This window comes from Bradyrhizobium sp. AUGA SZCCT0182, assembly GCF_018130185.1.
In the GTDB taxonomy this organism is placed as follows: Bacteria; Pseudomonadota; Alphaproteobacteria; order Rhizobiales; family Xanthobacteraceae; genus Bradyrhizobium.
Genome location: NZ_JAFCLY010000032.1, coordinates 69,940 through 88,881, shown reverse-complemented (window position 1 = coordinate 88,881; position 18,942 = coordinate 69,940). Strand labels below are relative to the sequence as shown.

Below are 18,942 nucleotides of genomic sequence, written 5' to 3'. Positions count from 1 at the left end.
ACGACCTCCCATAAACCCCGCAACGCCCGCCTCGATCGCCCCATCTTAATCGAGGCACCGAGACTTACGACCCATACGCCGCGGCCTGTATTGCTCGGAAAGAAGATAATGACCGGCACGCAAAACAACAGCCGACGGTGGCTATGGGTCCCGGCCCCCGTGCGCAATTGCGCACTCGGCCGGGACGACATGCGAGTGCGACAAATTAACCCGACGGGCAAAATTCCGCTTTCCTCGTCGGGCAAATCATCTCTACGAATTTGCGTTATCCCGTCCCACTCAGAGGGGCGTCGGCCGTCGTCATGACGAGGGGCGGGTCGCGGTGGACGTAACAGTTGCGATTGACGGTCGTGACTGAAGCGTACGGCGAAAGCGTGTGGTCCTGGCGCCCGTAACGGCGTCAAGTCTTTCGGGAGCTAACGCTTCCGAGGGGCGACGGTGGCAATAGAGGCCGTCTCACCAGGGAGAGCGCGTTATAAGCCGTAAAGCCATTGCGCAGGGAAGGCTGGGTGTTCCCCGCTGCCCTGTATGCTCGTGTGCAGCTTTGTTTGCACAATCGCACACGAGACCGCGGGTGCAGCGCGCACCCGGCCTTCCCTGCGCCCTCTCATTTCGGGGGCGGGAAGTTCTTTAGCAAACCTCGGGCGCAATGCGCCGCGAGATCGCGAAACTATATCCACGTCGTCCCGGCGAACGCCGGGACCCATACTCCGCGGCCCTCATTGATAAAAAAGAAAGATAACGACGCTCGTGAAAAACAATTGCCGCCGGTGGCTATGGGTCCCGGGTCAAGCCCGGGACGACACCGAGTGTATGGCGCTACGAAACCTTCCCCGCCTTCATCGCCTTCTCCAGCCGCTTGCCTGGCCCCGCCCCCTACTTCTTGTTCTCCTCGCAAAACTTCAGCGCCGCCAGCGCCTCGCCCATCCGCGGGATCTTGATTTCGACGCTGTTGTCCTCGTCGTCCTCGAAATCGATCGTCAGCAGTTTGGCCTTGGCGAGCGTGTCCAGGATCGATTGCTGGAATTCGAAAGTGCCGCGGACGGCGGTCTTGTCAACGACCTCCCATTTCGCCTTCTTCATGATGTCCTTGTCGTCGGTGCCGACATCGGCCCGCAGGATCTTGCCGACCTTGTCCCACTCCCAGCCGTCGTAGATCACGGCCACCACGATCGCCTCCTTGGAGTAGCTCAGCACGATCACGTAGTCGCTGTTGTCATCGTCCTTGTCGGTATAGGCGCGGGCCGCATTGCAATGATCGTCTCCGCTGCGCTTCTCGACCTCCCAGTCGCCAACCTTGGTTTGCGCCAGCGCCGGCGCCGCCAAAAAGCCCCCGAGCAACAAAACCGCCAAAAGAATTCGTTTCATATCAGCCTCCCGCCTGTCTCGGGCCAAACTGATCACCTACGGACGGGAGTCGCAAGTCTCATAGAGCGCAGGATTTGGAGGCGGCTTGTCCGCCGCAGTTCATGAAAAGACGTAAGCTCCGACGCTTGAGACACCGTCGCAGAGAAGCACGCCGCACCGCAGCTTTGTTCTCCATCCGACTCCAGTTTGTTCGCAAAGAACGAATCGGAATCGCGCAAATCGGCGCGGACCAATTCCTAACAACACGTTGCTTAGTCGTTGTGCGCGCTCATCATGCAAGAAGCTACCGCGTCGCTGTTCCCCGCGTAACAGCGCGGACTTCGTTGATCGGTCATCGTCCTGTCCATGCCGATGCAACGGTGCATCGGAACGGCAACAGGAGATGACAACATGGAACGCGCAAATTCGAATGAAACGTCGACTGAACTGACGATGGACGAACTGGACTCGGTCGCTGGCGGGATGGATACGACGACCAAGGTTTTCGCTGCGGCGTGCCTGTTGAACACGTCCTTCATGCTCGGAGCCATGGTTGCCATGGCTGTTCTGAAATAACCGCTGTTATGAAACAGTGAAAAGCACTTGGGCCTCGCAGACAAGCAAGCAGCGAAGGCGCGGGGCCGAAGCTCCGCGTCTGCTCGCGCCGCGCTGTGATGTGGTCACACAGCAGCACCGCTGTGCGGTGCTGGTAAACCAGCCAGTCCGTGATAGCATCCTTCCACAGTCGAAGCGGATGGTCGCTTCGTCTCGGCAGAGGAGAAGCGCAGATGAAAAAGTCTGATACGAACTCCAAGAAGTCCGCCGACAAGAAGGTCGAAGCGCCGGTTCAGCTCAACCCGGATCAACTCGAAGCCGTCGCAGGCGGCATGATTAGGCGCATCGATCCCAAGGGCACCGGCACGACCACGACAGGCGCCGTTGGGCCGAAGACGACCACCACCAAGCTGACAAGTTAGTTGATTTCATATGCGGGATGGCGTTTGGCGCGCGACGCGCCGGACGCCGTCTCGAAGCCTTTTCAGATAAGCATTTGCGAGACTGAGCGTTCAAGGCAGAGCCGCGGATTGCGTTCCCGCTGCATCCGAACTGCGGATGAGGCGATCGATCGGCACCAGCCGCGAACCGGAGGGTCGTTTGATGTCCCGAGGATCCAGCCAAGAAATCGACTGCCCGAGTGCCCAGGCAACCGCTGATGGCGCGCGCGTCTTTGGCGTCATGACAGGCACGCCTGAAGAACACAGGGTCGGCTATCTCACCGAGACCCTGCCGGTTTCCGAAAAGCTGCTGGCGCTGGCAGGGTCAGCCAAGCCCACGCAACTTTTCAGAATTGCGGCGCCGTGCGCCGGCGCCAGCGGCGGCTGCAAGCACTTCAAGGGCAACGCGTGCAGCCTGGCCGAACGCATCGTTGCGGGCACCCCTGTGGTCGTCAACGCGCTGCCTGCCTGCCAGATCAGATCCACCTGCCGCTGGTTTCGTCAGGAAGGCAAAGCGGCCTGCTTCCGCTGTCCGCAGGTCATGACGGATAAATCCAATGCCTCCGACTATGAGCGGCAGATCGCCGACGCCGACTGATCCGCGCTGAGGCGAAGCCGTAGCCGGTACCGCTTCCGCATTTACAAGCGGCTGCGCAAGATGGGACCAGGCGCTTATCCGGCGAAGTCGCTGAAGCAGGCGCGCATCGATCACGGCGAGGCCAAGAAGCTGCGCGACGCCGGCATCGATCCGATCATTGCCCGCGGTCAGAAATAATCTTCGATAAATTCGGAATGCGTAATGGGCGCAAACATCGTTCCCATTTTCTTCGTGCCGCGACCCGACTTGGCAATGTTCTTTTCATTCTCGATTATTGGCCCGAGCGTTGTCTGTAGAAGCTGGTTGGTCGTGTCAACGAAACTGGTCGTCGTCGATAAAGGCGTATTCTTCGAACGTCTGAGAATCATATTTTTCATCGAAGAGGAAGAAGGGCTCCAATCGCTCGGTGTGGCCCTTGAAGTACCGCCGAGGGACTCCGCCGAATTTGGTTTTTATTTCCGTAAGACCCCGGCTTTTCTTATCCGTCGATCCGGAAAAGATTTCGCCGACCTCGTACCATTCGCAGCCGAGCCGCTTTGCTTGGAGCATCGCCTCCCAAAACAGGAGATAGTTGACGCCAGAGTTTTGGTGAGCGGTGCGCGAGCATCCGGTGTGGTAAACAGCAGAGTGCGGCATCTTCGCAGAGTTATGGAAGGCCACCACGCTTCCATTTGGTGCTTTGCCGCCCAACAAGAAGTTAAAACCGAGAGGTGATATCTTGAGTGCCATCCCTTCAAAATACGCTTTGGGGTGTGGTTCAACGCCGGTTCGGAAATAGGTTTCGCAGTGAATATCGTAGTAGGGGTCGATGTTCTTTACCCAGTCAAGAAGTTCAGCGGAGTAACCTTCGCTCTTTGCTTTGCGGATTTTCCTGCGCGCAATCTGCGATAGACCCAGCCAAAGCTGATCTTCGGTTTGGCTAAGGTCAACAACCATCGCGTCGGTGGACGTCTCGGCAAAGCCGAACTTGTATGTCGGGCTCACACCAGTCCGGTTCGTTAGGGAGCGCTTCGTAATCGGGCTTATGCTCATCGAAATACGCTCGGCGTGATCGTGGCGAGCACTCGCGCAAATCTGTTTGATTACCTCGCAGAGTACCGCGTTCTCCTCGTCTCTAGACAATCCTGGCACCAACACCGGACCGCTCCCGCCCCAGCCGGATGAAGCAGTGACCTTCCATGTGTTCGAGTATTGGAGCGGCACGACCGCGACAATTCTGCCGTCCCTTTCTACGCCGAAGCTACGCTCTTGAAGGCCCCATCGTTCAACCGGCAGGATCAATTCCTGCCACTCGTAGAGTGAAAACACCCATCCATCGGGAGACGACAAAACTACATCGTTCCATGTTGTTCGGTCGATCTCGCCAATGGCGATAATCTTCATAGCTCGGCCCTGTAAGAAAAAAGACAGCTGATCATTTTCTAAAAATGACGCCTATGCCGTGAGCTAGAATCGGCACTGGTAACGACTTTGAGCTGGCATGGCGTTTCCTTGGCGCTGAGTGAGCGCCGAATTACTACCACCGCAACCCCACATCGAAAACCCCTGAAATCGGAGAATGACGTAGAGGCTTTGGGACGTGAGTCATTCGGCCCGAACCTCGGTCATAATGCGCATGACGATTGTCATCCTCGCGCCGGCCAAGCACTGCATTTGCCCGAAGCTCATTCTGGCGCGTGCTACTTTACCTCTGATTGTCTGGGCCACATTTCGAGTCGACCAAAGTTACTAGCCCGTCATTTGGTTGTTGTTCGCCGCAGCGATCCCGGCGCTGTTCGATCTGACAAGGGGATGGATGTTCGGCAGCAAGTTGGGTGCCGCTCGGCAATGCTGGAGGTGTTATTGCTTTTCTCCTGAGTGTGGCAATGTTTTGCATCTGTAAAGACAATCGACGAGCCGATTGAGAGGTAGCGACAGGCGCGGGCTCAAAGTTCAGTGGTCCGCTTTACCATTTAAATCGCCGATCATGCCGGCCTGAGATGCAGTTGGCGTGGCGCGCACGCTGGCCTGCGAAAACACCGGTCCCACTTCCGCGCCGCGCGCTTGCCGCAGGCGGTACAGAGGAAGTCAGGCTCAATGTCGGAGAGCCTGATATCATCGGCCCAGCCGTCGGCACTGGTTTCGACATGATGGCTGCAACGATTGATCGCGGCAAGGGAAGCGATCTTGTACACTTGGTTGTTTCTAGCACGAGACCGCGGGTGCAGCGTGCACCCGGCTTTTCCTGCCCTCCTCGCTTCAGGAGGTCAGCAAGTCGCAAAACTCGGACGCTTCACGCCGCGAGATCGCGGACGCATGGACTATCGTTGTCATGATCGCCACAACAAAGGCGCCCTACTGCCCAGCCCCTACGCAGCATGGATCAGCCAAGGCGGCTTTGTTCTCCATCCGACTCCAGTTTGTTCGCAAGGAACGAATCGGAGTCGCGCAAATCAGCGCGGGTCAATTCCTAACAACACGTTGCTTCGCATTTGTACGCCCTCATCACGAAAAAAAGCCCGCGACGACATCGCGGGCTTCTTGCAAACGCGACAAGGTGCTCGTGCATCGGCGCCAGTTGAAGCGCCGATCAAGCATTTGTCCTCACTGAATGGCGCGGCCGACGGTTTCGGTGCGGCCTTGGGCGGTCGTGATCTTGCTCCGCGGTGTCAGGACGCTGAGCTGAACTGCCGTGACCGATGTGGCAACGGGTGACGCTTCCTGGACGCCCTCAACGCCGAGCACCTGAAGCTGCACGGCCGAGACCGGCAAGCCTGACCGTTCATAAGACGGCAACTCGGCTGCGACAGCGCCGCCAGCGGCCGTGATCGCGAACATGGCGGCGGCAGCGACGGACAGGGTAATCTTCTTCACGGCAATTCTCCTTCGATGGCTTGGAATGCGGATCTAGTAGTCGTTTATTGCGCTGCAATAGTTCAATGGTGCGACGCACAAAAATGTGATACAAGAATGTGATGATGGTGATCATGGAATGCAGAACCGCGCGTTGGTCGCACGAGACGGCGTGAAGGTTCGCTGGAACTTTCGCGGCGGGCTACGCGAGCTGGCGATGAATGCAGCGCGCGCAAAGGGTCAGAGTTCCTTCCGTAGTTCTCCGGCCGTGAACATAGTTCCGCCTCCTCGGCTGCGTTAAAACGCAGATGTGCGGATCCACTTTCAGGCGGGTGCCATTGCATTTGATACGGAGCACCAAATGAATTCCACAATGAGCGACAGGCTCGCCGAAGGGCAGATCGCGAGCCTGGAGGAGCAGCTTTCGAACCTGGCGCGCGAAGCGGGATTTAGTGCTTCGGCCCCGCCGCCCAGCATGAAGACGTCGAGCGCCCCGCCAGCAGCGAAGCCTCGATTGGCGGATTGGCGCCATGTGGCTGTCGCCGGTTGCCTGTTGGCAGCATGCATTGGTGTCGTCGCCTGGTGGTGGTCATCCTCCCCTGATACGGCGATGACGGCCCCCTCAGCTCCGATAGCTTTGGCACAGGCGGCACCGGAAGCCGCTGCGCCGAAAGACGCCGCACCGGCTGCTGTTGCCGCGTCCGCCGGATTGGAGCAGCAACTCCAACCGATGGCGCGCGATCTCGCGGCCTTGAGGCAATCACTCGAACACCTCAAGGTGAGGCAAGAACAATTGGTCCGCGACAATGAAAATCTCACGAGCCAGCTCGCGGCGGGCCGGGAAGAAATAGCGCGCAACAACGCTGTCATCGACCAGCTCAGGGCGAGCCAGATCCAGATGGCGCGCGAAAGCCAGACGCTGACCGAACGGGTCAACGCAAGCCAGCAACAACTCGCCCGCATCATCGCCAGCGCTTCAGAGTTAAATGCGCTGCCCGAAGAGCCAAAGGCGATGTCCGACGAGCCAAAGATGATCCCTGAAGAGCCAAAGGTGATGCCCGGAACACCACTGCCGCGTCCGCGGCAGTCGGCCAATGTCGCCCAGTCGCAAAAGCCGGCGCCGCCCCCGGTGCGGCCGCAAGCCAAAAAACCGCAACCGTCAGTGTCATGGCCATGGTCGCCTCGCAGCCCGTGAGCCGTAGGCGTAATCTGCCGTTACGTGTTTTTCTAAAGCGGCGCATTACGCCGGAGCCTGTCATCGGGCCGCGCATTGGACGGACCCGTTGCACTAAACTCCCACCGAGTAGCGCGCTTGCGGCGTTTGGTTTCGCGCGCCCGTAGTACTACCGGGAAAGCCTTTGGCTGCGTACGGAACATGCAGAATCATGGCATGAAGCCTGCATGGAGTTAGTTGACCGGGAATTTCCTATCAACGAAGGACGCCATGCTCGTTACTCTTGTCGCCGTTCTCTGCAACGGCCAGCTATGCCTGGAGAAAGTCGTCACCAACAGTGAGCAGTCGGGCATCACCATGACCGCCTGTATGGTCAATGCGCAAATCGGCATTGCCGATTGGCTCGCCAAGGGTCCGTATCACCAATGGAAACTACAGAGATACAAATGCATCGCGGGCAAATACGTGCCCAAAGACGAAGCATGATGCAATGCGCCGCCTCTCGGATGAGAGGCGCCCTCGCCTGCTAGCGCACCACGTCGCGCTTGACGTTGGCGACATGCCTGCCAACCATTCCCAGCCTGCACGGCGGATTCGCGGTGCGCAATCCGCCGCTACGTGTCTCAAGCGGCGGATCGCGCCACCGCAGGCGGATTGGACCGGAACGCGGCACAGCGCAGCATCCAGCGAACCGTGACGAACGTGGACAAGATCGATTTCAAGAAGCAGCTCGCAACATTCTACAGCGCGCCTAAAGGCAGCTTTGCCACCATCAACATGCCTGCCATGCAATTCGTCAAGATCAACGGCGAAGGCGACCCCAATCGTGATCCAGCCTATCAGCGCGCCATCGAGTGGCTGTATTCGCTGAGCTACGCGATGAAATTTGCCAGCAAGAGCACATCGGGAAAAGACTACGTGGTTCCGCCGCTCGAAGGCCTTTGGTGGGCCGACAATCCCGACGATTTTGTCGGGCGGCGGAAGCATCTGTGGCAATGGACGATGATGATCATGGTGCCCGACTTCGTCGAGCGGCCCCTGTATGAGGCTGCCCTTGCAAGGTCGCGGGACAAGCTCGGAGAGCCTCCCGTCTCGCTGCGCCTCGAGCCGTTGGACGAAGGGCGATGCCTGCAGACGCTGCATGTCGGCAGCTATGACGACGAAGGCCCGGTGCTCGCCAGGCTTCACCACGAGATCATGCCTGCGATGGGGATGACGTTTGCAGGGCCTCATCACGAGATCTATCTGAGCGATGCACGCCGGACGCCGCCGGAAAAGCTCAAGACGATCCTGCGGCAACCGGTCAGAAGCGCTGGCTGAGGCCGCCCTTTGAACCAAAAGAACGCAGCCTGCGACCAATATTAATTAGCGCCGTACACGCCCCGGGTTTCCCGGTTTCGAGGTCGGTCGCTTCATACGGATTCCCGGGAAAAAGTGGCAGCTGCCCCCGTAATGTCGGATATCGGACAGACGACCGAACCTGGAACGTACTTAAATTAGCCGCTGCCTGAGTCGCGCAATTAATTATTATAACCAGTTGGCATCATTGCATTTTAGCCGGAAAGACCTTTTCACTATTGAATAGCTTCAGGGATGGATCAGGAAACCACCAGATTGGTCGCCGGCACTCGTTTTAAGATGAGTGAACTCGGAGCCGCTCGATGCCCGGAACTGGCCGGGCAGACTGGGATCGTTGTCGAAGTGAGCCATAGCAACACGGGCGTTACCGTGTTGTTCAATGGCGCCAACAGACCAACCGCCCTGCACAGGGATTTTATCACCCCGATCTCGAATAACGGATCGTGGGGCGGTTCGCCAAGGGCTGGCTCTGGAAACACGGGTCCGCCCCAGAAGTGAAGTTCGCGCGCCTGAAGCAGGTCCGCATTCCAAAACTGCGCGAACAACAGCTACTCTTTCGGAGTACCCCGAATTTTCCGAGGAACGCGCGAGCGCAAAGAGAGACGTGTCAGCCGAAGCTCGCCGCAGGCGGCAGGCGTGGTCGCCAGGAGAGCGACGGCTCCCGGTTTCAGCCAATCGTGCGTTCGAGCAGATTGAGCCAATTGGTCGAGCCCAGCTTCTTCAACAGCGGCTCGGAGTATCCGCTTTGCCGGAGAGCCCCGATGAGCACGGGCAGCCCGGCCGCCGAGCCGATTTTCGCCGGCACGGTTGCGCCGTCGAAATCCGATCCAAATCCGACGTGGTCCTCGCCGAGCTTGTCGATGAGATAGTCGAGCTGACGCACCATCAGTTCGACATCCGTATCCGCGATCATGCTGCCGTCAGGGCGAAGAAAGCAGGTCGCGAAGTTGAGACCGACCATGCCGGCGGAATCGCGGATCGCTGCCAATTGCCGGTCGGTAAGGTTTCTCGGCGAAGGGCACAACGCATGCGCGTTGGAGTGCGTCGCGACCAGCGGCGCTTTGGAGAGGCGCGCGACATCCCAAAAGCCCTTTTCGGTGATGTGCGAGAGGTCGACGAGGATCTTCATTTCGTTGCAGGCGCCAACGAGCTTTTCGCCGGCAGCGGTCAGGCCGTCGCCGATATCCGGCCCGCCGGGAAACTGGAACGGGACGCCATGGCCAAAAATGTTGTTACGGCTCCAGACCGGTCCCAGCGAGCGCAGGCCCGCCGCGTACAGCACCTCCAGAAAATGCAGATCACCGTCGATGGCTTCGGCGCCTTCCAGATGAAGCACCACCGCCAGCGCTCCGCGCTCGATCGCCGAATGGATCTCGGCGGTCGTCTTGCAAAGCGCCACGGCGCCCTGCGATCCCCTGACAACCCGCATCAGGATCGCCAGCTCACCGGCGACGGATTTCCGTGCCTCTTCGATGGGAAGCGGATCAGGAAGCGGCACCGCATACTGTCCGCCCGTCATCTGCTTGCTGAGCGACGCAAAGTTGCCTGGCGATGGCGAGTACATCGCGAACAGACCGCCGACGAAAGCTCCTGCCCTGGCCTTTTTCAGGTCGATATGGCCGGCGTCTTCGCCATCAAGGAAATCGGACACCACGTCGCCGGAAGCCGACTTGTAAAGACGCAGCAGGACATCGTTATGGCCGTCGAAGATGGAAATGTTGGTGGTCATTGTTTACCGGCGCCCGTGACAGATATCGCGAGTTGCGAGATCGTCTGCAATTTTCCGCAGAACCGGTCCGTGTGCAACCTCTATTGAGGAACAATTCCGCGGCTACAGCATTATTCAGCCAGCATCACGCATCGATTCGGAGCAACGCGTGATGACCGCGGACGCATTTGAACTCCGCCGCTGTGTACAACAGCATTTCCTCGGCCGTGTATCGTCAGTGATGTTCGATCCGGGCTACCGCAATCATTTGGCGCTGATCGCGGACGGTTATGATGTCCGCGTATTCCTCGACGATGTGCTGCAGGACGGCTGTATTACAGCAGACCCCGATGAGGGTTTCGTCCAGCGGCGCGCATTTCTCAGATCGTCAGGGATCACTGACATGCGCCGCGGCTCCGTGTCGATCAGAATTTCGAAGAAACCTGGAGGGCGGATTGAGCCGAAGGCGTAATCCGCCGTCTGGGCTCATACGAAAACGGCGGATTACGTCTTCGGCTAATCCGCCGCGCCTCACCACCTTGCGCGAGACGTCCATCGGCCGGTTGCCTGCGCAACTCACTTCCGATGACATCGCTAATGTGCCATACGCAAGACATGTCCCCTCTGAAAGCCCCGGCCACTTACGACGATTTCGCCCGTCTCGACATCCGGATCGGCAAGGTCGTGGATATCCAGCCGTTCCCCCGCGCGCGCAATCCCTCCTTCAAGGTCGGCGTCGACGTCGGCGCTGACAGGATCATGTGGTCGAGCGCGCAGATCACGAACTATGAGCCCGCAGCCCTGCTCGGCTCGCTGGTCGTCTGCGTCTGCAATCTGGGTGCGAAGAACATCGCGGGCTTCACATCCGAACTGCTGATCCTCGGCGCAAAGGACGCCGGAGGCAGCGTGATCGTCCTCGGCCCGCGCAGCGAGGTGGCGATCGGCGAGCCGGTCTTTTGACCAAATTTTACGCCGGCGCGAACGCATGCGGCAGCGCGGCGCGCTGACCCGGCTTTCGCTGCGCTCTCCTCTGTTACGGAGGGTCCGGCTACCAAACCTCGGACGCTTCGCGCCGCGAGAAGGCGGACGTATATGCGCCGTCATTGCGAGCCACCGGATCGCGCGAATGCTCGCCCGATGGCTCGCAATGACGTGGGGACCGTCTCCACCCTGCGCAATCCCGGATTGCGCTGCGCTTCATCCGGGCTACATTCAATGCCATGACCGTCATCTCCATCCAGTCCCAGGTCGCTTACGGCCATGTCGGCAACTCTGCCGCGGTGTTTCCGATGCAGATGCATGGCATCGACGTCATTGCGGTGCCGACGACGTTGCTGAGCAACCGGCCGGGCTATCCAACCATCCGCGGCCGGGTGCTGGAGGCGCAATTGGTCGCCGATCTCCTGCTCGGGATCGAGGAGCGCGGGGCGGTCGACACCTGTCAGATGATCCTGTCCGGCTATCTCGGCTCGGCTGACAATGCCGCTGTCGTCGCCGACTTCGTCGCGCGCGCCAAGGCCCGCAACCCGGCCCTCTGCTATGTCTGCGATCCCGTGCTCGGCGATCGCGACCGCGGCCTGTTCGTGAAAGCCGACATCCCGCCGCTGGTGCGCGACCGGCTGTGCGGCCTCGCCGACATCATCACCCCCAATCATTTCGAGTTCGAATGGCTGTGCGGGGCGAAGGCCTCCACGTCGGATCAAATGATCGAAGCAGCGCGCGCGCTGATGGCGCACGGTCCATCGACGGTCGTCGTCACGTCGGCCGAATTGTCTGATACGCCTGACGGCGAGATCGAGACCCTCGCCATCGAGGCGTCAAACGCCTGGCGCGTGCGCACGCCGAAAGTTCCCATCAGCCCGAACGGCACCGGCGACCTGTTCGCCGCGCTCTTCACCTCCGCGCGCGTTCAGAACAAGGCCACACCGGAAGCGCTCGGGCACGCGGCGTCGGCCATATCAGCCGTGCTGGAGCGCACCGCGGCGCGCGGGACGGAGGAAATGCGGATTGTCGAGACCGCGGAGCTGCTCGTCCACCCGAAGCGGCGGTTCGAAGCGGTCGCGGTACGCAGTTGATAGCGTCATCCGGGGCGATGCAAAGCATCGAACCCGGAATCTCGAGATTCCCCGGGGCGCAATTGCGCCCCTGAGGTCTGGTCCTGCGGACCATCCCGGAATGACGACATCGCTGGAGATCGTCATCAGGTTCAAACCTCAAAAGCTCAGGCGTGATGTGAGTCACGGAACTCGCGTTCGGCGCGAGACATGCTCCAGATCACAGAAAGGGTCGCGGTGGTCGCGCCCCACCTGCCAGAGGGAGGAATGCCATGAAAGTCGATAACGCCCAGACCGCTCAGACCGATGCGCTTTCCGACAAAGAACTCAACGCCGTGTCGGGTGGCAAGGCACGCGTTCAGGTGACCAAGGAGCAGTACGAACAGATCCTCGCACTCAAGATAATGTTCGCCAATTTGAAGTGAGCCTGACGCTGTGGGACGGATTAGCGATAGCGTAATCCGCCGTTTTTGGATTATCCAAGATGGCGGATTACGCTTCGCTAATCCGACCTACTCGCTCTCTGCTCGCTGGAGAATAAATGAGCCGTTTCTGGAGCCGCCTGACGCACGACCTGAAACCCTATGTGCCGGGCGAACAGCCCCGCATCGCGGATCTGGTCAAGCTCAACACCAATGAAAGCCCGCTGGGCCCTTCCCCGCGCGTGCTGGAAGCAATCCATCGCGAGGCCGCCGATAGCTTGCGCCTCTATCCTGACCCGCAGGCGTCCGCGCTGTGCGCGGCCCTCGCCGCCTACCACAAGGTGCGCCCCGAGCAGGTGTTCGTCGGCAACGGCTCGGACGAGGTGCTGGCCCACGCCTTCGCTGCCCTCCTGAAGCACGATGCGCCGCTGCTATTCCCCGACATCACCTACAGCTTCTACCCGGTCTATTGCCGCCTGTTCGGCATCGCCTATGAGGCCGTGCCGCTCGATGAGGCCATGCGGATCCGGCTCGCCGATTATCGCCGCACCGCCGGCGCGATCATCCTGCCCAATCCTAATGCGCCGACCGGAGTGGCGCTGTCGCTGGCCGAGATCGCTTCCTTGCTGGAGCAACATCCCGACGCGCCCGTTGTGATCGACGAGGCCTATGTCGATTTCGGCGCCGAGACCGCGATCCCGCTGGTCGCTTCGCACCCGAACCTGCTGGTCGTTCAAACCATGTCGAAATCGCGGGCGCTCGCGGGCTTGCGCGTCGGCTATGCGATCGGCGACGCCGGCCTGATCGAGGCGCTGACGCGGGTAAAGGACAGCTTCAACTCCTATCCACTCGGCCGCCCCGCCCAGGCCGGCGCCATCGCCGCACTGGAGGACGAAGCCTGGTTTCAGAAGAGCCGCGCAAGCGTGATCGAAGGCCGCGAGCGGCTTACCCAAGGCTTGGCACGGCTTGGCTTCGACGTGCTGCCGTCCTCCGCCAACTTCGTGTTCGCGCGTCATCCGGCGCATCAGGGCGCGGCGTTGGCCGCGGCGCTGCGCCAGCGCGCGGTCATCGTCCGCCATTTTGCAGCGCCCCGGATATCAGACTATCTGCGGATCACCGTCGGCACCGACGGGCAAACCGACCGGTTGTTGTCCGCGCTGTCCGACATCCTGGGTAGCGCCTAGGCATCCGCTCGGGGTAAGGTTAGCGCCGCAAATTTGGGCTGGTTGTTGCCTTCCCAGTGACCCCGGCGTATTTCTGAGCAGCTTCAGATTCTAGCTTGCGACCGGGAGAACCCTTGCCAGCGTGGAATTTCGGCCCCGCCGAACAGGAATTTGCCGAAGCCGGCCTTGATCCTACGCGTTGGGTCCAGGCGCTGACTTCCGTGGCCTCGGCCACCGGGAGCTTTGGGGCCGTCATGCTGCCCCTGTCGGGCGACGCCCTCCCGAATGTCCCCTATACCGAAAACGTTTCCGGAGTGATGGAAGACTATTTCCGGGACGGATGGCACTTGCAGGATGAGCGAATGCGCACCGTCCCGACCCTGACGCAGCGCGGGGTCGCCGACGATTTCGACGGCCACAGCGCCGATGAGATCGCCAAACATCCCTACTACCAGGAGTTCCTCGCACCGCACGGCCTGCGCTGGTACGCCGGTATTAAGGTTGCTTGCGGCGATGACCTTTGGGCCGTGGCGCTGCAGCGAACGATCGATCAGGGACCCTTTTCGACGGACGAAAAGGACGAACTGGCGCGGATCTCGAGCCGGCTTTCGACCGGCGCCGCGATCGCCCGCGCGCTCAGCGCTTCCGCCGCCGCCGGCGCGCTGGAAGCTTTTGAAATGAGCGGCACGGCGGTGGTCCTGATCAACCGCCATGGCCATGTATTCAAGGCCAATGCGTCGGCCGAACGCCTTCTGGTGGATGATATCAGGATCGTAAACGGCCAGCTGACCGCAAGAGATACGCGGGCGACGACGGCCCTGAACCGCGCCGTTCACAATTTGCTGTGGCGTCCGACCGGCGGACTTTCCGCGCCGGTCGCGTTGCCTCGTGCGACCGGCCGGCCGCTGCTTGCGTACCCGGCGAGACTCTCGAATTCGACCGCCAATGCACTGGCCGATTGCCAGGCCATGGTCATTCTGATCGATCCCGATAGCCGGTCTCCAACGCCGGAAACGAACTTGCGTACGGTGTTTCACCTGACCCAGGCGGAAGCCAGGCTCGCGACCCAGCTGGCGCTCGGCGAGTCCCTGGAAAACGTCGCCGATCAATTCGGGATCGGAAAGGAGACCGCGCGGAGCCAGCTCAAGAGCATCTTCGCCAAGACCGGCGTGCACCGGCAGGCCGAGCTGGTCGCGGTGCTGGCAAAGCTGCTGTAAGCACCTGTCCGACCGCCCTGTGACCGAGGAGGCAAGCGATGACCGATACCGTCATGTTTCACGAGGGCAATCGCCGGCTGCAGGATCAGTTCGACAGCCGCCGGATTTCCGACCGTCTGGAGGAATTTTCCCGCGAGGAATTCACACCTGATGACCGGGTGTTCATCGAGAACCAGCCGTACTTCTTCCTGGCAACCGCCGACGCCGAGGGCCGGCCCGATTGCTCGTTCAAGGGCGGCATGCCGGGCTTCGTAGCCGTCACCGGGCCGTCCGAACTCGCTTTCCCCGATTACGACGGCAATGGCATGTTCAAGAGCCTCGGCAATATTCTGGTGAACGCCGATGTCGGCCTGTTGTTCATCGCCATGCATGGCAGGCCGCAGCGCCTGCGTGTCAACGGCACGGCAACCGTCAGCCGCGCAGATCCGCTGCTCGCCAGCACCGTCGGCGCGCAGCTGATCGTCCGGGTCGCCGCGCGCGTGATCTTTCCGAATTGTCCGCGCTACATCCCGGACATGCAGCTCAACGATCCCTCGGTTTACGCGCCGCGCGCCGGATATGAGGCGCCCGAACCGGTGTGGAAGGGCTTTGACAGTTTTAAGGATTACGTGCATCCACTCCAGCCCACCTTCAAGGGCTAGGAACAGCATGCAAGTCGCGGTCGTCGGCGCCGGAGCGGTCGGTTGCTATTATGGAGGATTGCTGCTGCGGGCCGGACATGAGGTGACGTTCATCGGCCGGCAGCCGCATGTCGACGCCATCAACGCAAACGGCCTGCTGCTCGACACCAAGACGTTCAAGGGACATTTGCCCGCCAAAGCCGCAACCGACGCTGGCGCCCTCGCCTCGCCGGATCTGGTGCTGGTGTGCGTCAAGTCGGCCGATACCGAGCAGGCCGGCCGGTCGCTGGCCGGTCGCTTGCGGCCGGAAACCTCCGTGCTCAGCCTGCAGAACGGCGTCGACAACGCGCCGCGCCTCGCCGCCATCACCGGCCACGCCGTAATTCCCGTCGTCGTCTATGTCGGCAGCGAGATGGCCGGTCCCGGCCATGTCCGGCATCACGGCGGCGGCGATCTTGCGATCGGCGCCTCGGCAGCCAGCGAAGCGCTGGCGCAAACGCTGCAAGCCGCCGGCGTCGGCGTTACGATATCCGACGACATCGAAGTCACGCTGTGGAGCAAGCTGATCATCAACTGCGCCTTCAACGCGCTGTCCGCCGTGGCCGGCATTTCCTACGGACCAATGCTGGAAGTCGAAGGCACGAGGGATGTCGTCGCCCGCGCGGTTCAGGAGGCGATCGCGGTCGCCCGTGCCAGCGGGGTCGCGATCCCAGACGACATCACCGGGCACATCATGAAGATTCCCGCCAACATGCCGAACCAGATGTCCTCCACCGCGCAGGATCTGGCGCGCGGCAAGCCCAGCGAGATCGACTTTCTCAACGGATATGTGGTGCGCAAGGGCGCTGAACTCGGCATTCCCACGCCGACCAATCAGGCGCTGCAGGTGATGGTGAAGCTGACGGAGCGCGGCAAGGAATTGTCCGGGAGACGGACGTAGCATGCAGGTAACGTCAAGCTGCCTCGCGGTCGATTTTTCGTAAACGCACGAAGGCGGCCCACGCCTTCGGAAACTTGCTGTCTTTCGGACTGACCGTAAGCAGCGCGCGGCAGGCTTCCTGGATCTCGTCGGATGAAGGACGGGCCTTCGCGTTACCGGATTTCGCTTGCTCCCAGCGGTCCTCGATCTTTTTTGCGAGCGCGATCGCCTGGCCCGCGGTCCGTTTCGGCGCCGATCGCGCCAGCGGGTGATCCAGGGGAAACGTCGGCCATGCGGCCGGCGGCCGGTCGCTGCTCCAGCCGCTCTCGTTGTCGAGCACGGCGTTGGAGGACAAATTGGCCTGTTGTCCCGCCGAACCGGACTTTGAGCCGGAAGAGCTTGCAGAACCGGAATAGCTTCCCGAGCCCGACGAGCTTCCCGGCAGTGGGCCTCCCGTCATCTGGTTGGCCATGTGGCCAACCTGTTGTTCCAGTGACCCTCCGGACCCGCCTCCCGCCGGCATTTGTGTCCCGATGGTCGACATGGCCGAGGAGACGACGGACGGGACGACCTTCTCAATGGCTTTCACCATCGATTGCCCGTCGGGCGATACCTTGTCTTCCGGCGAGATCGGGCAAGCCCTGAACGCGCCGTGCCTATGCGAAATCAAACCATCGTCATCGATGCGGGCAGAGTCCGTCGCCACGGTGTAAACGAAGCTGCGGAAGTCGACATATTTTCCAGATTTATCCTTGGCCTTGACGGCCCCGCAAACATATTTCGCGGCGTTTTCCTCCACCGAGCGCAGCGTGCTGAATTCCGCCGACTGCGGGTTGATCAGCAAACGCGAGACTGCGGTGCGCGCTTTCGAATGGCGCATGGAGAAGATCAAGCCCAATGCGTAGTCGGGATTGATCCAGGCGGGCTGATAATAGAAGGTGAGCTCGGCCGCCAGGAATGCTGCGCCCAGACCTGCGGAGATGAGCGCTGCAGGGAAGTTCATGAATTGCGACTCCAGGACAGTGCCCGGCATCGTCATCACCCGATGCAATGCAGGCGGCGACAGACCGACGCGAGATCGATCTGGTTGTGTAGACACCTGGCTGCGATTTGAGGGAGAGCACTTTAAAAAAACCTTAAGTTGCAATCTCAAGTGCGCCGATGGAACTTTCCATCGCTGGTTGATCCTAATATTCTGTTCACGGGAACCTTAGGGAACTCGCACGTTGTTCGACGCACGGCTCGATATATCCAGTAAAATATAGCCTAGACCTCGATATATCCATACAGATATAGCCTAAATAACTGACGTCGACGCATCGAACGATCCACTATCGATAAAATTCTCCATAGCCCGTATGCTGCCAAGCAAGGACCATGACAGAACTGTGACAACGGCCAGCAAGCGGCCAATTGGCGAGTTAGCCCGTAGCCCCGGCCGCGTTGCCCTGCCGGGAGGTGGAGAAACTCTCCCAGGTCACCATGAACATCGCTGCAATCACCGGGCCGATCACAAAGCCATTCAAGCCGAACACTTCAATGCCGCCCAGCGTGGAAATCAGCACGACATAGTCTGGCAGCTTGGCATCCTTCCCGATCAGGAATGGACGGAGAAGATTGTCCACCAGTCCAATGACGAGCACTCCGTACACGATCAGGGCAACGCCCTGCCACACGGCGCCGCTTGCCAACAGGTAGATTGCAACGGGCACCCAGACCAGGCCGGAGCCGATGGCCGGCAGAAGGGACAGGAAGGCCATCAACACCGCCCATAAAAGCGGCGCGTGAATCCCCAGAAACCAGAACGCCAGCCCGCCAAGCGTGCCCTGGGCGATGGCAACCAGGATGCCACCTTTCACCGTCGCGCGGACGACATCGGCGAATCTGCCGAAGAGTGCCGTCTTTTGATCTGCGCGAAGGGGGACGATCCGCTTGATCCGTTCAGCCAGCGCTTTACCGTCACGCAACAGAAAAAACAAAAGATAGAGCATGATGCCGAGGCCAATCATGAAGTCGAAAGTGTTCATGCCGATGCTGAGCGCCTGGGGCGCCAGGACCTGTCCACCCTTCATAGCGCCGGATGCCAGCCAGTCGCGAACGGCCGGGAGATTGTTCAGGTTGAAGCTATCAAGCAGACCGGTGGCCCAGGCCGGCAGCGCATCGAATATTCGCTGAATGTAGCGGGCGAAGTCGTACTCTCCGGATTGGACCTTGGCGTAAAGATTGGAGGCTTCCTGCGTCAGAGAGGCCGCGATCATCGCCAGGGGTAAAATGACCATTGCGATGATGATCAGGACCGTAACCAGGGCAGCGATCCCTGGCTTCCCGCCCGTCCTGACCAGCAGCTTCCGATTCAGCGGCGCAAAAATGACGGCTGCGACGGTGGCCCAGAGAATAGCGCCGTAAAATGGTTTCAGAATCCAGCCAAACGCGATGCTGACCACGAGCAGCAACAGCAGAAAACTTTGATCCTCAATCCTGCGCACCGCCGGTCTCCTTGTGGCTTTGCCGCACTGCCGCGGCAATGAACCGGA

Annotated in this window: 21 protein-coding genes; 15 read left to right on the top strand and 6 right to left on the bottom strand. The window is 60.5% G+C overall.

Going from position 1 to position 18,942, the window contains the following annotated elements; genetic code table 11:
• Positions 1 to 876: 876 nt before the first annotated feature.
• Positions 877 to 1,368: a hypothetical protein gene (locus JQ611_RS28860; RefSeq protein ID WP_212262070.1), complete on the bottom strand. Its 492-nt coding sequence runs from the start codon at positions 1,366 to 1,368 to the stop codon at positions 877 to 879.
• Positions 1,369 to 1,758: 390 nt separating this feature from the next.
• Between JQ611_RS28860 and JQ611_RS28855 the strand changes: the two genes are divergently transcribed.
• The 4 genes from JQ611_RS28855 (at position 1,759) to JQ611_RS28840 (ending at position 3,117) form a co-directional block, all read left to right on the top strand.
• Entirely contained in the window at positions 1,759 to 1,923 is a 165-nt protein-coding gene (locus JQ611_RS28855; RefSeq protein WP_212389664.1) for a hypothetical protein, read from the top strand.
• Positions 1,924 to 2,135: 212 nt separating this feature from the next.
• Complete coding sequence (locus tag JQ611_RS28850) at positions 2,136 to 2,324, top strand: hypothetical protein (protein WP_212262075.1); 189 nt, start codon at positions 2,136 to 2,138, stop codon at positions 2,322 to 2,324.
• Between the two features lie 181 nt (positions 2,325 to 2,505).
• Positions 2,506 to 2,940, top strand: a complete 435-nt coding sequence (locus JQ611_RS28845) for a hypothetical protein (RefSeq protein WP_212389760.1) — start codon at positions 2,506 to 2,508, stop codon at positions 2,938 to 2,940.
• A gap of 6 nt (positions 2,941 to 2,946) precedes the next feature.
• Positions 2,947 to 3,117 (top strand): integrase arm-type DNA-binding domain-containing protein, encoded by a 171-nt coding sequence (locus JQ611_RS28840; RefSeq protein WP_283814739.1) that lies wholly within the window; start codon positions 2,947 to 2,949, stop codon positions 3,115 to 3,117.
• Between the two features lie 135 nt (positions 3,118 to 3,252).
• Here the strand turns inward: JQ611_RS28840 and JQ611_RS28835 are convergent, their stop codons facing one another.
• Together JQ611_RS28835 and JQ611_RS28830 are read right to left on the bottom strand one after the other, a co-directional pair.
• The gene (locus JQ611_RS28835) at positions 3,253 to 4,323 is read right to left on the bottom strand and encodes a GNAT family N-acetyltransferase (RefSeq protein WP_212467334.1); all 1,071 of its coding nucleotides are present in this window, start codon (positions 4,321 to 4,323) and stop codon (positions 3,253 to 3,255) included.
• 1,200 nt (positions 4,324 to 5,523) lie between these two features.
• Positions 5,524 to 5,793: a hypothetical protein gene (locus JQ611_RS28830; RefSeq protein WP_212262083.1), complete on the bottom strand. Its 270-nt coding sequence runs from the start codon at positions 5,791 to 5,793 to the stop codon at positions 5,524 to 5,526.
• 340 nt (positions 5,794 to 6,133) lie between these two features.
• Here JQ611_RS28830 and JQ611_RS28825 point away from each other — a divergent pair, with 340 nt between their 5' ends.
• From JQ611_RS28825 to JQ611_RS28815, 3 genes are all read left to right on the top strand, one after another.
• On the top strand, positions 6,134 to 6,967 hold the full coding sequence (locus JQ611_RS28825; protein WP_212467333.1) for a hypothetical protein: 834 nt from the start codon (positions 6,134 to 6,136) through the stop codon (positions 6,965 to 6,967).
• Positions 6,968 to 7,216: 249 nt separating this feature from the next.
• Entirely contained in the window at positions 7,217 to 7,432 is a 216-nt protein-coding gene (locus JQ611_RS28820; protein ID WP_212389661.1) for a hypothetical protein, read from the top strand.
• Positions 7,433 to 7,648: 216 nt separating this feature from the next.
• Positions 7,649 to 8,266, top strand: coding sequence for a GyrI-like domain-containing protein (locus JQ611_RS28815; protein ID WP_212389660.1), 618 nt, complete (start codon positions 7,649 to 7,651; stop codon positions 8,264 to 8,266).
• A 706-nt stretch (positions 8,267 to 8,972) separates the two neighbouring features.
• Here the strand turns inward: JQ611_RS28815 and JQ611_RS28810 are convergent.
• Positions 8,973 to 10,034 carry a dipeptidase gene (locus tag JQ611_RS28810; protein ID WP_212262091.1) on the bottom strand — a complete coding sequence of 354 codons (1,062 nt, stop codon included), beginning with the start codon at positions 10,032 to 10,034 and terminating at the stop codon, positions 8,973 to 8,975.
• A gap of 151 nt (positions 10,035 to 10,185) precedes the next feature.
• Here JQ611_RS28810 and JQ611_RS28805 point away from each other — a divergent pair, with 151 nt between their 5' ends.
• The 8 genes from JQ611_RS28805 (at position 10,186) to JQ611_RS28770 (ending at position 16,429) form a co-directional block, all read left to right on the top strand.
• Positions 10,186 to 10,485, top strand: coding sequence for a hypothetical protein (locus JQ611_RS28805; protein ID WP_212262094.1), 300 nt, complete (start codon positions 10,186 to 10,188; stop codon positions 10,483 to 10,485).
• A 143-nt stretch (positions 10,486 to 10,628) separates the two neighbouring features.
• Positions 10,629 to 10,973, top strand: coding sequence for a tRNA-binding protein (locus tag JQ611_RS28800; RefSeq protein WP_212262097.1), 345 nt, complete (start codon positions 10,629 to 10,631; stop codon positions 10,971 to 10,973).
• Positions 10,974 to 11,233: 260 nt separating this feature from the next.
• Positions 11,234 to 12,088: a pyridoxal kinase PdxY gene (gene pdxY, locus JQ611_RS28795; protein WP_212467332.1), complete on the top strand. Its 855-nt coding sequence runs from the start codon at positions 11,234 to 11,236 to the stop codon at positions 12,086 to 12,088.
• Between the two features lie 251 nt (positions 12,089 to 12,339).
• Complete coding sequence (locus JQ611_RS28790) at positions 12,340 to 12,492, top strand: bacteriocin (RefSeq protein WP_212467331.1); 153 nt, start codon at positions 12,340 to 12,342, stop codon at positions 12,490 to 12,492.
• A gap of 116 nt (positions 12,493 to 12,608) precedes the next feature.
• Positions 12,609 to 13,673, top strand: coding sequence for a histidinol-phosphate transaminase (gene hisC / locus JQ611_RS28785; RefSeq protein ID WP_212467330.1), 1,065 nt, complete (start codon positions 12,609 to 12,611; stop codon positions 13,671 to 13,673).
• 113 nt (positions 13,674 to 13,786) lie between these two features.
• A complete protein-coding gene (locus tag JQ611_RS28780; protein WP_212467329.1) occupies positions 13,787 to 14,869 on the top strand; it encodes a helix-turn-helix transcriptional regulator in 1,083 nt (360 codons plus the stop codon).
• A gap of 38 nt (positions 14,870 to 14,907) precedes the next feature.
• The gene (locus JQ611_RS28775) at positions 14,908 to 15,510 is read left to right on the top strand and encodes a pyridoxamine 5'-phosphate oxidase family protein (RefSeq protein WP_212389656.1); all 603 of its coding nucleotides are present in this window, start codon (positions 14,908 to 14,910) and stop codon (positions 15,508 to 15,510) included.
• Positions 15,511 to 15,517: 7 nt separating this feature from the next.
• Positions 15,518 to 16,429, top strand: coding sequence for a ketopantoate reductase family protein (locus JQ611_RS28770; RefSeq protein WP_212467328.1), 912 nt, complete (start codon positions 15,518 to 15,520; stop codon positions 16,427 to 16,429).
• A 13-nt stretch (positions 16,430 to 16,442) separates the two neighbouring features.
• On the opposite strand, the gene JQ611_RS28765 is transcribed toward JQ611_RS28770, so the two are convergent.
• Both JQ611_RS28765 and JQ611_RS28760 read right to left on the bottom strand, forming a co-directional pair.
• The gene (locus JQ611_RS28765; protein WP_212467327.1) at positions 16,443 to 17,411 is read right to left on the bottom strand and encodes a hypothetical protein; all 969 of its coding nucleotides are present in this window, start codon (positions 17,409 to 17,411) and stop codon (positions 16,443 to 16,445) included.
• Between the two features lie 418 nt (positions 17,412 to 17,829).
• The gene (locus JQ611_RS28760) at positions 17,830 to 18,894 is read right to left on the bottom strand and encodes an AI-2E family transporter (protein ID WP_212262121.1); all 1,065 of its coding nucleotides are present in this window, start codon (positions 18,892 to 18,894) and stop codon (positions 17,830 to 17,832) included.
• Positions 18,895 to 18,942 lie beyond the last annotated feature (48 nt).